12 protein-coding genes are annotated in these 14,428 nt (G+C 71.9%); 7 read left to right on the top strand and 5 right to left on the bottom strand.

The features are described 5' to 3' along the window. Positions 1–203: 203 nt before the first annotated feature. The 3 genes from AC0VYD_RS06140 to AC0VYD_RS06130 all read left to right on the top strand — a co-directional run bounded on the left by AC0VYD_RS06140 (position 204) and on the right by AC0VYD_RS06130 (position 1,662). On the top strand, positions 204–1,052 hold the full coding sequence (locus tag AC0VYD_RS06140) for a helix-turn-helix domain-containing protein (protein WP_475478983.1): 849 nt from the start codon (positions 204–206) through the stop codon (positions 1,050–1,052). A gap of 10 nt (positions 1,053–1,062) precedes the next feature. Beyond that, positions 1,063–1,251 (top strand): DUF397 domain-containing protein, encoded by a 189-nt coding sequence (locus AC0VYD_RS06135; RefSeq protein ID WP_475478982.1) that lies wholly within the window; start codon positions 1,063–1,065, stop codon positions 1,249–1,251. Positions 1,252–1,473: 222 nt separating this feature from the next. Beyond that, the gene (locus AC0VYD_RS06130; RefSeq protein WP_475478981.1) at positions 1,474–1,662 is read left to right on the top strand and encodes a DUF397 domain-containing protein; all 189 of its coding nucleotides are present in this window, start codon (positions 1,474–1,476) and stop codon (positions 1,660–1,662) included. A 133-nt stretch (positions 1,663–1,795) separates the two neighbouring features. Here the strand turns inward: AC0VYD_RS06130 and AC0VYD_RS06125 are convergent, their stop codons facing one another. From AC0VYD_RS06125 to AC0VYD_RS06105, 5 genes are read right to left on the bottom strand one after another with little or no spacing between them, the layout of a single operon-like run. After that, entirely contained in the window at positions 1,796–3,370 is a 1,575-nt protein-coding gene (locus tag AC0VYD_RS06125) for a family 20 glycosylhydrolase (protein WP_475478980.1), read from the bottom strand. Continuing rightward, entirely contained in the window at positions 3,354–4,349 is a 996-nt protein-coding gene (locus AC0VYD_RS06120; RefSeq protein ID WP_475478979.1) for an ABC transporter ATP-binding protein, read from the bottom strand. Before AC0VYD_RS06120 ends, AC0VYD_RS06125 begins: the two co-directional genes overlap by 17 nt. After that, positions 4,346–6,163: an ATP-binding cassette domain-containing protein gene (locus AC0VYD_RS06115; protein WP_475478978.1), complete on the bottom strand. Its 1,818-nt coding sequence runs from the start codon at positions 6,161–6,163 to the stop codon at positions 4,346–4,348. Before AC0VYD_RS06115 ends, AC0VYD_RS06120 begins: the two co-directional genes overlap by 4 nt. Further along, the gene (locus AC0VYD_RS06110; protein ID WP_475478977.1) at positions 6,160–7,101 is read right to left on the bottom strand and encodes an ABC transporter permease; all 942 of its coding nucleotides are present in this window, start codon (positions 7,099–7,101) and stop codon (positions 6,160–6,162) included. Before AC0VYD_RS06110 ends, AC0VYD_RS06115 begins: the two co-directional genes overlap by 4 nt. 5 nt (positions 7,102–7,106) lie before the next feature. After that, positions 7,107–8,633, bottom strand: a complete 1,527-nt coding sequence (locus tag AC0VYD_RS06105; protein WP_475478976.1) for an ABC transporter substrate-binding protein — start codon at positions 8,631–8,633, stop codon at positions 7,107–7,109. Positions 8,634–8,876: 243 nt separating this feature from the next. On the opposite strand from AC0VYD_RS06105, the gene AC0VYD_RS06100 reads away from it, so the two are divergent. The 4 genes from AC0VYD_RS06100 to AC0VYD_RS06085 all read left to right on the top strand — a co-directional run bounded on the left by AC0VYD_RS06100 (position 8,877) and on the right by AC0VYD_RS06085 (position 14,392). Next, positions 8,877–9,632 (top strand): TetR/AcrR family transcriptional regulator, encoded by a 756-nt coding sequence (locus AC0VYD_RS06100; RefSeq protein WP_475478975.1) that lies wholly within the window; start codon positions 8,877–8,879, stop codon positions 9,630–9,632. Next, on the top strand, positions 9,629–11,875 hold the full coding sequence (locus AC0VYD_RS06095) for a glycoside hydrolase family 3 C-terminal domain-containing protein (RefSeq protein WP_475478974.1): 2,247 nt from the start codon (positions 9,629–9,631) through the stop codon (positions 11,873–11,875). Before AC0VYD_RS06100 ends, AC0VYD_RS06095 begins: the two co-directional genes overlap by 4 nt. Before the next feature lie 16 nt (positions 11,876–11,891). Continuing rightward, positions 11,892–13,067, top strand: coding sequence for a glycoside hydrolase family 1 protein (locus AC0VYD_RS06090; protein WP_475478973.1), 1,176 nt, complete (start codon positions 11,892–11,894; stop codon positions 13,065–13,067). Positions 13,068–13,417: 350 nt separating this feature from the next. Further along, on the top strand, positions 13,418–14,392 hold the full coding sequence (locus AC0VYD_RS06085) for an arsenic resistance protein (protein ID WP_475478972.1): 975 nt from the start codon (positions 13,418–13,420) through the stop codon (positions 14,390–14,392). Positions 14,393–14,428: the final 36 nt, after the last annotated feature.

Below are 14,428 nucleotides of genomic sequence, written 5' to 3'. Positions count from 1 at the left end.
AGCGGTCTCCTGGTGCTCAGATGCCGGATGGGAGGTCCGGCTTGGGAATGAGTAAGCTCAGAAAACCATGAAATCCTCAGGGTTTCAATAGATGCAAGTTTTCAGAAGAGACAGAGCATGAGGATTTCATGCTGTCTGTATCCGGATGCCCGAATCGCCGACCAGCCGTAACATCCTGAGAGACACCATCCGAGAGAGAGCTCATGCCTGACACACCACGCCTCAGCGTCCGCAGACGTCGGCTCTCGGAAGAGCTGCGCCGTCTCCGGCTGGCTGCTCGTATGACCTTGGACGATGCCGCCTCCGCTACCGAATGGAGCGTCGGCAAGGTCTCGAACATCGAGACCGGCGTCAGGCTCCGGCCCAGCGTGGTCGAGGTACGGGCGCTGCTCGACGTCTACGGCCTGACCGACAACCAGCGCCGTGAGGCCCTGTTCGCGATCACCCGCCAAGCGGGCAAGAAGGGCTGGTGGACGAAGTACAGCGATGTCTTCCCGGACGAGTTCCCCGTCCTGGAGTCTGAGGCCACGGCGATCAGCACATACGAGCCGATGATCATTCCAGGCCTTCTGCAGACCCCGGGGTACGTGGAGCTGTTGACCAGGTCAGCGAACCTTGTCCGCGACCCCATCGACATCCAGCGGGTGGTCGACGCCCGGCTACGCCGCCAGGAGATCCTCACCGGCCAGAACAGCCCTGAGCTCTGGGCGGTGATCGACGCCGGTGCCATCGAGCGGCTGAGAGCCAACCCCGATGTGTGTCGTGAACAGGCCTCACACCTGGCCGACATGGCGGACAACGGTGACGGCGTCACGATCCAGGTGGTCCCGTTCAGTGCGGGCATCCACGCTGGCGCGAAGGGCAGCTTCGTGCTGATGGACTTCGCCGCGGCCGACCCCGTGGTGTACCTCGAAATGGACCAGGACGGGCTTTTCCTGGAGGAATCAGACGAAGTAATCCGCTACCGGAACCTTTTCAACCACCTCGTGAGCAGGTCCCTCGACGTCGATGCGAGCGTCGCCTACCTGCGCGAGACAGCCAAAGCGCCTTGAAAGAGCAACCGTGAACCTCATTCCCAGCTTCGACGCCCTCGAATTCCGCACGTCCAGCTACAGCGACCGAAGCAACTGTGTAGCCGTAGCCGACGCTCCCGGGGGCGCTGTGGTCCGCGACTCCAAACACCCCGAACGCGGTCACCTGCCGTTCCCCGGGCCGGAATGGGTCGCACTGCTGCGCACCGCGCGATCGTAGGCACACAGGAAAGGAGCCCCCGCGCCAGCGAGGGCTCCCTCCTACTCATTCCCACGAGCACTGTACCCGGGCGTGTGCGGGGCGGGAAGTGCCGTGCTCAGCTCCGAACCGGCGCGGCACGTGACAGCTCCTGGCCAGTGGCGGCCGTCCCGAAGACGGTTCGTCGGCTCCCTTCGCGTGTACACCACCAGGTGGACCCACTCCCGGCGAAGGACGGCCCACATGCGAACCCACACACCTGACCTGAAGTTCCGCAAGAGCAGTTACTCCGGGGCGCGTACTGAGAACTGTGTCGAGGTCTCCGACCTCCCCCGGGGCGCCGCTGTCCGGGACAGCCAGAACCAGCAGGCCGGACACCTCGCCTTCCCCGGAACCGAGTGGATCTCGCTCCTTCGGGCCGCTACCCGCTGACACCGGGCAGCACGAAGCGGACGGAAACCGAACTCCCCCGATATCGAGTCAACCGTGCCCGCACCTGAGCCGCCACCCCCACGCCCTGACCTGTGGACAACTCCCCTGGGCGCTCCCTCTGGTCAGCTCCGGTTCAGGTGGCGGGACGGAAATGGTTGGCGAACCCGAGTGCCTCCCACAGCGACTCGTGGCCGTTCAAGCGTGCGCGGTGGTCCGCCCACCCGGTCCGCTGCTGGGTCCAGGCCTTCTCCGCCACCCCGGGCAACCGCGGCAGCAGCAGGAACGCCAGGTCACCGAAACCGGTGACGGTCTCCCCCCAGACCGCCGCCTCCACCCCGGCGATCACCGTGCCGGGGGCCGCCTCCCGCGCGGCCTCCGCGGGGTCCCAGGCAAAACTCTCCTGGACGGTGATCGGCGGGTAGGCGGTCAGCCCCAACCGGTCCCGGTCGCCCTCCTGGGCGGGGTCGGCGCACCCGTCGGCGTAGGGCCGGTCCAGGTAGAGGCGGGAGTTGGGCGACAGCAGCACCGGCACGCCCTTCTCGGCGGCGGCCGGAACGTCGCCGGGTGAGATCCGGAAGGTCTCGGCGGCCTGCTCCACCAGCGGGTGGAACTCCTCGGGGACCGTCCGCTTGACCGCCTCGGGGTCGAACTCGTCGGGAGCACCGATCCAGTACTGGAGGACGTCGTCCGCGCCCAGGGCCCCGGCGCGGGCGGTCTCCTGCCAGCCCACCGCGCGTTTGCCCTGTTCGCGAACCCACTGGTGGGTGAGGCGGACGAACTCCACGTAGTCCTCGTGGCCCATCCCGAACGGCTCGTCGCCGCCCAGGTGCAGGAACGGCCCCGGCGCGGCCTCGGCGAACTCGGCGATGACGTCCCCGGCGAACCGGCGTGCGACCTCGGAGCCCGGGTGCAGGTACCGCAGCCGGGGGTGCGGGTACTCGACCCCGCCCGCCAACTCGGGGTAGGCGTCGAAGGCCCACCGGATGTGCCCCGGCAGGTCCACCTCCGGCACCACCGTGACGTGGCAGCGGGCGGCGTGGGCGACGAGACCGGCGAACTCCTCCCGGGTGTAGTACTCGCGGACGCCGTCCGGGCCGGGCCTGGTCAGTTCCGGCCAGGCCCGTGACTCCAGCCGCCAGCCCTCGCTGTCGGTCAGGTGCAGGTGCAGGGCGTTGAACTTGTACAGCGCCATCAGGTCGATGACCCGCCGCACCTCCTCCGGGGTGAAGTAGTGGCGGACCACGTCCAGGGACAGGCTCCGCCAGGCGTACCGGGGCCCGTCGACGACCACGCCCCGCGGCGCCCACACGTTCCCCTCGCCGTCCACGCTGAGCGTCTGGACGAGGCTGGTCAGGCCGCGGAAGGCCCCCTCGGCACCGGCCGAGGAGACCAGGACCCGGCCCTGGGCGACCTCCAACCGGTGGCGTTCGTCGGCCCCCGGTTCGGGACGCGGGTCCACCCCGGTGGCCGGAGCGACCGAGGCGAACTCCGAGAGATCGGCCTCCGTGCAGACCGCCACGTCCGCCTCCCCGTGGACGGGCTCCACCCGCAGGCCGTGCAGGCGCCCGGCCGCCCAGGCGAACCAGTCGGCGGCGTCGGGGACGGCACCGGACAGGGTCAGCCGCCCGCCGGTCCCGATCCGGACCGCCGCGCCGGTCTCGGCCAGGGCGGCCGCGGGCACCAGGCCCCGCTCAGTGTGCTCGGGCATGGAAACGCCTCTCGTACTCGGCGCGGCGCTCGCTCTGGCGGCCCGGGTCGGCGACCGGGGCGGACAGCAGCAGCCGCTGGGTGTAGGGGTGTTCGGGGTCGGTGGTGACCCGGTCGGCGCCGCCGTACTCGACGATCCGTCCCTGGTGGATGACCGCGACCCGGTGGCTGAGCGCCCGCACCACCGACAGGTCGTGCGAGACGAACAGGTAGGCCGTCCCGGTCCGCTCCTGGATGTCCAGCAGCAGGTCCATGACGGTGCGCTGGGTGGTCAGGTCCAGGGCGGAGACGGGTTCGTCGCACACGATCAGCCGGGGCGCGATCGCCAGTGCCCGGGCGATGGCCACCCGCTGGCGCTGGCCGCCGGAGAACTCGCGGGGCAGCCGGTGCACGGCGTCACGGGGCAGGGCCACCCGGTCGAGCAGGTCGGCCACCCGGGTGCGGGCCTCGGCGGCGGGCACCCCGTGGGCGAGGAGGGGTTCGGCGAGGGTGTCGCCGACGAGCAGGGACGGGTTGAGGGAGGTGTAGGGGTCCTGGAAGACCACCTGGATGTGCCGGCTGAGCTCGCGCCGTCGGCGCCGGGACGCCCCGTCGACGCGTTCGCCGTCGAAGCTGATGCTGCCGCCGGAGGCGGGCACCAGGCCGAGGACGGCGCGGCCGATGGTGGACTTGCCCGAACCGGACTCCCCCACCAGGCCGAGGGTCTCGCCGGGGCGGATGTCCAGGGACACGCCCCTGAGCACCTCGGTGCGGGGTGCCCGCCACCCCTTTCCGGGGAAGGAGACCCGCAGGTCGCGCACGTCCAGGAGCGGTTTCGGTCCGGTGCCGCCGGTGCCGCCGGTCCCGCCGGTGCCGCCGTGCCCTCCGGCCGCGGTGCCCGGGTCGTGGTCGGGTTCGGGGTCGTGGGCGGGGCCGTTGGCGTGGCCGAGGCCGGAACCGTGGGCGGGGTTCGGGTCGCGCGGGCTGTTCGGATCGGTCACTGGGCCGCCTCCCGGGGCTGCCACGGCGCTCGGGCCGGGGTGTCGTCGAGTACCGCGTCGAGCAGCCCCCGGGTGTAGTCCTCCCTGGGGTCGCTCAGGATCTGCTCGGTGGTGCCGGTCTCCACGATCCGGCCGTCGCGCATCACCGCGACCCGGTCGCACAGGTCGGCGACCACGCCGAGGTTGTGCGTCACCAGCAGCACACCCATGCCGCGTTCGGCCTGGAGGCGGCGCAGCAGGGCCAGCACCTCGGCCTGCACCGTGACGTCCAGGGCGGTGGTGGGTTCGTCGGCGACGAGCAGGTCGGGGTCGCAGGAGACCGCTCCGGCGATGAGCACCCGCTGCGCCATGCCGCCGGAGATCTGGTGCGGGTGGCTGCGGAAGGTGCGTTCGGGGTCGGGGATCTCCACCTGCCGGAGCAGGTCCAGGGCGCGTTCGCGGGCCTGGGCGCGGGAGAGTCCGAGCTTGACCCGCAGCGGTTCGGTGAGGTGGTCGCCGATGGTGAAGGCGGGGTCCAGGTTGCTCATGGGTTCCTGGGGGACGTAGGCGACGGTGTCCCCGCGCAGGTTCCGCAGGGCCCTGTCCGTCGAACCCACCACCTCGGTGCCGTCGAGCAGGACGCTGCCCCTGGACACGCGGCCGCCCTCGGGCAGGAGGCCGAGCACGGAGAAGGCGGTCTGCGTCTTGCCCGAACCGGACTCCCCCACCAGGCCCAGGACCTCGCCCCGGCGCACGTCCAGGTCGACGCCGTGCACGACCTCCCGGGAGCCGCCGTCGGCGAGGGTGTAGGTGACCGCGAGGTCGCGGACGGACAGCAGGTCGGCGCGTTCGCCAGCGCTGTCCAGGGTGGTGGGGGCGTCGGCGCCGCCTCTGCGGGCCCTGCGCCCGGTGGCGGGTGCGGTGCCCCGGTCCTCCAGGACGTCGCGCAGGGAGGCGGCGAGCAGGACCAGGGCGGCGCTGGTCAGGCCCAGCGCGAGTCCGGGCCACAGCATGAACAGGGGCGCGCGCTGGATGTTGGTGAAGGCCTCGTTGAGCATGGCGCCCCAGGTGGGCAGGTCGCCGCTGCCGATGCCGAGGAACTCCAGCCCGGCTTGGAGGCCGATGGCCATTCCGGCGACCAGGGCGCCCTGGATGATGACGGGGGCGCGCACGACGACGAGGACGTGGCGGGCGATGATCCGCGAGTCGCGCAGGCCGAACACCCGCGCCGCGTCCACGTACAGTTCGCCGCGCATCGCGGCGACGGCGCCGCGCACCAGCCGGTAGAAGGCGGGGGCGACCAGGACGCCGAGCACGATCATGAGCACCCACACGTCGGTGCCCAGGACGGCGCGGGTGGCCAGCAGGACGACCATGGCGGGCAGCGCCATGACCAGGTTGACCCACCAGTTGGACAGGGAGTCGAACCAGCCGCCGTAGTACCCGGCGGCCAGTCCGCTCGGCACGCCCACGGCCAGGGCCACGGCCACCGCGAGGAGGGCGCCGCCCAGGGTGTTGCGGCCGCCGTACAGCAGCCTGGACCACACGTCGCGCCCGGAGGAGTCGAAGCCGAGCAGGTGGCCGCCGCCGGGCGGTCCGAAGGCGTCCTCGAGGTCGGCGGTGGTCGGGGCGTGCGCCGTGAACAGCGGGGCGAACACGACCAGGGTGACGACGGCGGCCAGGACCAGGGAGGAGCCCAGTGCCTGGGGGCTGGTGAGGAAGCGCCGGACCGTAGCCGACCGGCGTCCCGGACCCGGAGGCACGGCCGCCTCCGGCCGGTGCTCCGGCTGCGCGGCGGCCCTGTCGGCCGCGTCTGGTGTGACGGGGGAGCTCACAAGACCCTCGCTTTCGGGTTGAGCCAGCCGACGAGGACGTCCACGAGCAGGTTGGTGAGGATGACCCCGACGACGGTCACCATGACCACGCCCATGATCACGGGGATGTCCCCTCGGGTCGTGTACTGGACGGTCATCGCGCCGATGCCGGGGAGGCCGAAGATCTGCTCCACGATCACCGCGCCGCCGAGCAGGCCGACGAACTGCATGCCGAGGACGGTCAGGCCCGGGGTGGCCGCGCTGCGCAGCACGTGGCGGAAGACCACGCGGGAGGGGGGCAGCCCCCGGGAGCGCAGGGTGCGCACGTAGTCGCGGCCCATCACCTCGATGACGGAGCTGCGCACCTGCTGGGAGACGCCGGCGACACCGGCGACGGACAGCGACAGGACCGGCAGGGTGACGGTGGCGAGCCAGCCGCCCGGGGACTGGCTCAGGGGCGTGTAGCCGACGGCGGGGAACCAGCCGAGCCGGACCGCGAACACCAGCACGAGGACCAGGGTGACGAGGAAGCCGGGCAGGGCGTAGCCGAGCACGCCGACCGTCTGCACCACCCGGTCCACGGCGCCCCGGCGCACCCCCGCCCACACGCCGAGGACGAAGGAGGCCGCCGCGGTGACGAGGGTGACCCCGACCATCAGGCTGACCGTGACCGGGAGCCGGTTGGCCAGGGCACGGGAGACGTCCTCGCTGGTGAACCAGGACCGGCCCAGGTCGCCCTGGAGAGCGGAGGTGAGCCAGTCGAGGTAGCGCACGGCGACCGGCCGGTCGAGTCCGAGCTCCGCGTTGTGCGCGTCGACGGCCTGCTGCGGGGCTGCGGGGCCCAGGACGTGGCGGCCCACGTCGGTGCCGGGCAGGGACAGCAGGAGGTAGGCGAGGGCGGAGATGACGACCAGGAGCAGCAGCCCCGACCCCAGCCTCCGCAGGATGAACGAGAGCATGGTCCCTACTCGGCGGGGGCGTAGTTGTACAGGGCGGGGACGGCCATGCCGGACTGGGGTTCGACGTCGACGGTGCCGTCGCTGACGTGCAGGAACGTCATCCGGTAGAAGGGCACGAACCAGCCCTGTTCGACCAGGTGCCGGTTGAGTTCGCGCGCCTGGTCGGCGGCCTCGCCCTCGGGGGAGGTCTGGATGGCGCGGGTGAGTTCCTGGACGGTCTCGTCGGTGGTGCCGAAGAAGTTGAAGGTACCGGGCAGGACCAGTTCGACCGTGGTCACCCAGTCCTCGGCGGGCTGGGCGTTGTTCATGACCATGCCCGGGTAGGCCTGCTCGGTGAAGATGCTGTTCAGGGCGCTGCCCGAGTCGAGGTTGTCCCAGGTCAGGTCGATCCCGACGTCGGCGAGGTCGCTCTGCAGGCTGGTGGCCAGCGGGTCGGAGACGATCTCGCTCATCCGGGGCAGGGTGAGGGCGAAGCCGTCGGGGTACCCGGCGTCGGCGAGGAGTTCGCGGGCGCGTTCGGGGTCGTGGTCGTAGTAGGAGTCCAGCTCGGGGTCGTAGGCGTCGGTCTGGGGGCCGAAGATCTGGTTGGTGGTCTCGCCCTGGCCGTTGCGGAGCTGTTCGAGCATGGTCTCGCGGTCCACGGCGTGGTTGATGGCCTGGCGGACCCCGGGTTCGGCGAGTTCGGGGGAGATGTGCCCGTCCCGGTCGAACAGGATGATGCCCTGGTAGTCGATGTCCTGGGGCTGGGTCCGCACCTTCGGGTCGGATTCGGCGACCGCCTGCTGGTCGACGTCCTGGAGCAGGGCGGCGTTGATCTGCCCGGTGCGCACGCCGTTGACGATCGCGTTCTCGTTGTCGAAGAGGTTGATGGCGACCTCGTCGTAGGGCAGTTCCTCGCCCCAGTAGCCGTCGGCGCGGGTGTACACCCAGGTGGTGCCGACGGCGGTGCGGCCGGAGTCCAGTTCGTAGGGTCCGGTGCCGTCCGGGTCGGTGGTGAGGGAGTCGCCGTCGAAGGCGGCCGGGTTGGCCATGAGGCCCGCGGCGTCGCTGAGGTAGAAGACCATCGCCGGATTGGGCTGTTCCAGGTGCAGGACGGCGGTGGTGGCGTCGACGACCTCGACCTCCTCCAACAGGGCCATGGTCTGGGCCTGGCCGCCGCCACCGTCGCGGAAGCGCTCCAGGTTGGCCCTGACCGCCTCGGCGTCGAACGGGGTGCCGTCGTCGAAGGTGACGTCGTCGCGCAGGGTGAGCGTGAGTTCGGTGAGGGACTCGTCGTAGGTCCACTCGGTGGCCAGCATGGGCGTGTAGCCGCCGTCGGGCTCCCGCTTGACGAGCGTGTCGTAGACCGCCTGGAAGTAGGGCATGGCACTGCCCATCGCCTCGGCCGGGTCCAGGCTCTGCGGGACGGTCATGGTCCCGATCGTCAGGGACGAGGAGTCCGTGTCGGCGCTGGAACCGGCGCAGCCGGTCAGCATGAGCGCGAGCGCGCCCGCGGCGGCCACACCTGTGTTGATGCGGGTCTTGGTCTGCATGTCCCACTCCGGTGAGCAAGGCCCGAAGGAAACTCCGGGGGATTGGTCAGTGTGTCTGGCACCACAAATTAACCACATGGTAAGTTTCGTGTCGGTCACCGTACAACACCGAAACCGATCCAGGAAGAGCGGGAGAACGGGCGGCCGGGACCGTAATCTCGGAGCCACCACGGCCTGCACGGCCGCCGGGAGACCCGAGAACCCGTGGCACGAACACGCGACAACCCGCTAGGAGACCGTCCCGTGACGGACAGAGAGCGCGCCCGGCAGCGCCTGAACCAGGGCAACCGCATGAGCAAGGGGGAACGCACCCGGCAGCGCATCATCGACTCCGCCACGGAGCTGTTCTCCCGCTCCGGCTACCGGGCGGTGTCCCTGCGCGACATCGCCGCGCACGCCCGGCTCACCCACGCCGGGGTGCTCCACCACTTCCCCAACAAGGAGGCGACCCTCATACACGTGTTGAGCAGGCGCGACGCGGTCGACGCCCCCCTGGTCCTCGACGAGGGCCTCACCCCCCGGGAACTCGTCGACAACGTCGTGGGGATCGTCGAACGCAACACGGGCACACCGGGCCTGGTCTCGCTCTACGTCAACCTGTCGGCCGAGGCCACCGATCCCGCCCACCCCGCGCACGAGTACTTCTTCGGCCGCTACCAGATCCTGCGCGGTCTGCTCGTGCCCGCGTTCGCCGCCCTGCTCGACGAGCGGACCGAACCCGCCCCCGCGCCCTCCCCCGAGCTGGCAGCACAGCAGTTCCTCGCCCTCCTGGACGGGCTCCAGGTCCAGTGGCTGCTGGACCCGGACGCCGTCGACATGCGGGCCGCGGTCGTCTCCTTCCTGCGCAACCTCGGGATCCCCGCCCCGGACCGGGGCCCGGGGGAACGGCCCGCGCCCGACCCAGACGACCCCACGACCGGTGCCGCCGACACCACCAGCAGCACCGGCCCAGCCGACCCCGCGAGCACCACCGCCCCCACCCAAGAAAGGTCCAGATGAGCACCCACCCCCGCCTCGACCTGGCCGTGAAGGCCTCGGTCACCTCCGGCTCCGACACCTGGCACAGCACCGGGGTGGAGGGCGAACTGCGCCCCCTCCACCTGGCCGACGGCCCGCACGGCCTGCGGCAGCAACCCGACGAGGGCGACCACCTCGGCATCGGCGGCAGCGTCCCCTCCACCTGCTTCCCGCCCGCCGTCGGGCTCGGCTCCACCTGGAACCCGGACCTGGTGCGCAGGGTCGGCGAGGCCCTGGGCGGCGAGGCCAGCGCGCTGGGGGTGGACGTCGTCCTCGGCCCCGGCATGAACATCAAGCGTTCGCCCCTGTGCGGCCGCAACTTCGAGTACGTCTCCGAGGACCCCCACGTCACCGCGCGGATCGCCGCCGCGCTGGTGGAGGGCATCCAGTCCCAGGGCGTCGGCGCCTGCGTCAAGCACTTCGCCGCCAACAACCAGGAGACCGACCGGCACCGCGTCAGCGCCGAGGTGGACGAGCGCACCCTGCGCGAGATCTACCTCCCCGCCTTCGAGGAGGTCGTCCGCACCACCGGGCCCGCCATGGTGATGAGCTCCTACAACCGGCTCAACGGGGTCTACACCAGCCAGAACCCGTGGCTGCTGACCGACCTGCTGCGCGGCGAGTGGGGGTTCGAGGGCGTGGTGGTCTCCGACTGGGGCGCCGTCTTCGACCGGGTCGCCGCGGTACGCGCCGGGCTCGATCTGGAGATGCCGCCCAGCGGCACCGACCAGCTCGTCGCGGACGCCGTGCGCAGGGGCGAACTGGACGAGTCCGTGCTGGACACGGTGGTGGAGCGGCTGAAACGGCTCCAGGACCGGGTGCGGACCGACACCACCCGCTCCCCGGAGCACGAGGCGCACGACGCCCTGGCCCGCGAGGCCGCCCGTGAGGCGCTGGTGCTGCTGAAGAACGACGGCGGCGTGCTGCCGCTGGCCGCCGACCGGTCCGTGGCCGTGGTCGGCGAGTTCGCCCGCACCCCCCGCTACCAGGGCGGCGGCTCCTCCCACGTGGTGCCGACCAAGGTGCACAGCGCCCTGGACTCCTTCGAGGCCGCCGTCTCCGGGGGCGCCCTCGCGGGTGTGCGGTTCGCCGCCGGGTTCACCCTGGACGGGACCGAGGAGCCCGCGCTGGCCGAGGAGGCCGTCGAGGCCGCCCGCGAGGCGGACACCGCCGTGCTGTTCCTGGGGCTGCCCGAGTCCGCCGAGTCCGAGGGCTACGACCGGACCACGCTCGGCCTGCCCGCGCCCCAGCTCGAACTGCTCGCCAGGGTGCGCGAGGTCAGCGAGCGGGTCGTGGTCGTGCTCTCCAACGGCGGTGTGGTCTCGGTGGCCGAGTGGCAGGACCGGGCCGACGCCGTCCTGGAGGGCTGGCTGCTCGGCCAGGCCGGCGGGGCCGCCGTCGTGGACGTGCTGACCGGGACAGCCGCACCGTCCGGGCGCCTCACCGAGACCATCCCGGTGCGGCTGAGCGACCACGCCACGTACCTGAACTTCCCCGGTGAGCACGGCAGGGTCCGCCACGGCGAGGGCGTGTTCGTCGGCTACCGCCACTTCGACACCCTGGACGTGCCGGTCGCCTACCCCTTCGGGTTCGGGCTCACCTACACGAGCTTCGCGTACTCGGAGCTGGAGGTGGCCCCGGACGGGGAGAACGCGTGGACGGTGTCGTTCACCGTCACCAACACCGGCGACCGCGCGGGGAGCGAGGTGGCCCAGCTCTACACCGGCGTCGAGCAGGACCACCCGACCCGGCCCCGACGCGAGCTGCGCGGCTTCGCGAAGGCGGCGCTGGAGCCGGGTGAGAGCACCCGGGTCGAGCTCCCGCTGACCGGACGCGACCTGTCCGTCTGGGACCCCCGGGACCAGCGCTGGTCCCTGGCCGCGGGCACCTACACCGTCTCGGTCGGCGCCTCCTCCCGGGACGTCCGGCTCACCGGCGGGATCACCACCGAGGGCGACCGGTACGTACGGAAGCTGACCAAGTACTGCACGGTGAGCGAGTGGCGCGCCCACCGCGTCGGGGGGCCGGTGATGCGGGAGCTGATGTCCTCGTTCCCCGGGCTCTCGGACGTGCCCGAGGACCTGCTCCGGATGGCGGACTCCCTGCCGCTGATCACGCTGCGGACCTTCGGCCTCGGGGTCACCGAGGAGATGCTCGACCTCCTCGTGGACGACGTGGAGGCCAAACGCCGGGCGGCCGTCGAACGCGGCGAGATCACCGGTTGAGGAGGGGACCGACACGATGACGAACCTTCCCGAGGGGTTCCTCTGGGGCGCGGCCACCGCCGGGCACCAGGTCGAGGGCAACAACACCAACAGCGACATCTGGGCGCTGGAGAACGCCGAGGGGTCGATCCTGCCCGAGCGCAGCGGCGACGCCTGCGACAGCTACCACCGGTGGCGCGAGGACCTGGACATCGTCCGGGACCTGGGGCTGAACAGCTACCGGTTCGGGATCGAGTGGGCCCGGATCGAACCCGAGCCGGGGCGCTTCTCCCTGGCCGAGCTGGCGCACTACCGGCGGATCGTCGAGGGGTGCCTGGAACGCGGACTCACCCCCGTGGTGACCCTGCACCACTTCACCTCGCCCGCCTGGTTCCGTGCGGCGGGCGGCTGGACCGGCCCGGACGGCGTCGGCCTGTTCCGCCGGTACGTGCGCCAGGCCAAGGCGGTCCTGGACGGCGTGCCGTGGGTGTGCACCGTCAACGAGCCGAACATGCTCGCGATGATGGCCAACATGTTCCGTCAGGGTGAGCGCAAAGAGGCCGTGGCCGGGGCGATGCCGCCGCCGGACCAGGAGACCGCCGAGGCGCTGGTGGCGGCGCACCACGCCGCCAGCGAGGAGCTGTCCGACCTGCCGGGTGCGGCCACCGGGTGGACCGTGGCCAACCAGAACTTCCAGGCGGTGGACGGCGCCGACGCCCTCGCCGAGGAGTGGGCGTACACCCGGGAGGACCAGTTCCTGGACGCCGCGAAGGACGACGCCTTCGTGGGGGTGCAGGCCTACACCCGGGTCGTGGTCGGGCCGGAGGGGCCGAGGGAGCCGGAACCGGGCGTCCGTCGCACCATCACCGGCTGGGAGTTCCACCCGGGGGCCCTCGAAGGGGCCGTCCGGCACACCGCCGAACGCACCGGCGGGGTCCCCGTCCTCGTGACGGAGAACGGCATCGCCACCTCCTCCGACGAGGAGCGGATCGAGTACACCACCGGCGCCCTGGCCGGGCTGGGCCGGGCGATGGCCGACGGGGTGGAGGTGCGCGGCTACCTGCACTGGTCGCTGCTGGACAACTACGAGTGGGGCAGCTGGGCGCCCACGTTCGGGCTGGTCGGGGTGGACCGGGAGACCTTCGCGCGCACCGTGAAACCGAGCGGCCGCTGGTACGGGGAGCTCGCCCGCGGGGGTGAGCTGCCGGGCTGAGCCCCGGGCGGCCCCGGAGGGCCCCGGGCGGTGGTTGTCCACAGGCCCGGGGCCGCCCCTGGCGTACCCCCGCCGGTTCGGGGTTGACTCGATATCAGGGGGATCTCCGTCCCCGCCGGCTTCGTGCTGCCCGCCCCGTTGCCCGGCCCCGGCGAAGACCCCCGTTCCGGCACTGCGACAGGCCCGTTCCCACTCCGCCGTGCCCGCGATGCGCGAACTCAGGCCCCGCCGCGTCTGTTCCCAACCTGCCCCGGGCCCGGCGAAGCCCCCGGAGAGCGTCCCGGCGACCACCGTCGAATAGCGTGGGCGGGCGTTCGACCGTCGTCCGAGAAACCGCGGGAAGCCACAGCGTGTCCACGTCAGAGAAGTTCCAGAGCGTGTTCGTGGCGCTGGCCGCCGTGCTCGGGCTGGGGTCCGGGCTGCTGTGGCCGCTGGGCGCGACCGCGGGACACCTGGTGCTCCCCCTGCTGGTGGTGATGCTGGCTGCCGTGTTCGCGCAGGTGGACGCCGGGCAGGCACGCCAGGCGCGCGACGCCCGGAAGGTGGTCGCCGCCAGTCTGGTGCTGAACTTCGTCTTCACCCCCCTCTTCGCCTGGGCCCTGGGGGCCGGGCTGCTGGGCGGCTCCCCCGACCTGCGCATCGGGCTCCTCCTGCTGCTGGTCACCCCGTGCACCGACTGGTACCTGGTGTTCACCGGGCTGGCGCGCGGGCACATGGGGGCAGCGGCGGCGGTACTGCCGGTGAACCTGGTCCTGCAGTTGCTGCTGTTGCCGGTGTACGTGCTGCTGCTCGGCGGCGAGGCCGCGATGGTCGACACCAGCACCCTGGCGGAGGCGGTCCTGCTGGTGTTGGTGGTGCCCGTGGTTCTCGCCGTGCTGCTGCGTCGGGGCGCCCGGCGCTGGCGGGGCGCGCGGTGGCGGGACCGGAGGGTCCTACCGGTGGTGGCCGCCTCGGTCCTGCCGCTGCTGTACGCGGCGGTCTTCGCGATGTTCGCCTGGCAGGCCCGCACGGTGGTGGGGCACCTGGGCGAGCTGGTGGTGCTGTTGCTCCCGCTGGCACTGTTCTTCCTGGTCATGCCGCTGGTGGCGGCGGGCACGGGCCGACTGCTCCAACTCCCCGCCGACCAGCGGGTCACCCTCACCATGACCTCGGTGGCCCGCAACTCGCCGGTGGCGCTGGCGGTCGCCGTGGCCGCGTTCCCGGACCGCCCGCTCATCGCCCTCGCTCTGGTGGCGGGGCCGCTACTGGAACTGCCGCTGCTCGCGGCCCTGAGCCAGATCGTGCGGGTACGCGATACCGGGTCCGGCACGGACCCGCGTTCCTGACCCCGCCCCTCCGGCCGCTTCCTGCGGGCCCGTCTT

The sequence above is a fragment of the Nocardiopsis sp. iso_40 genome, assembly GCF_056173285.1.
The sequence above is the reverse complement of the archived record's forward strand: the minus strand, read 5'-3'. Positions and strand labels throughout refer to the sequence as shown.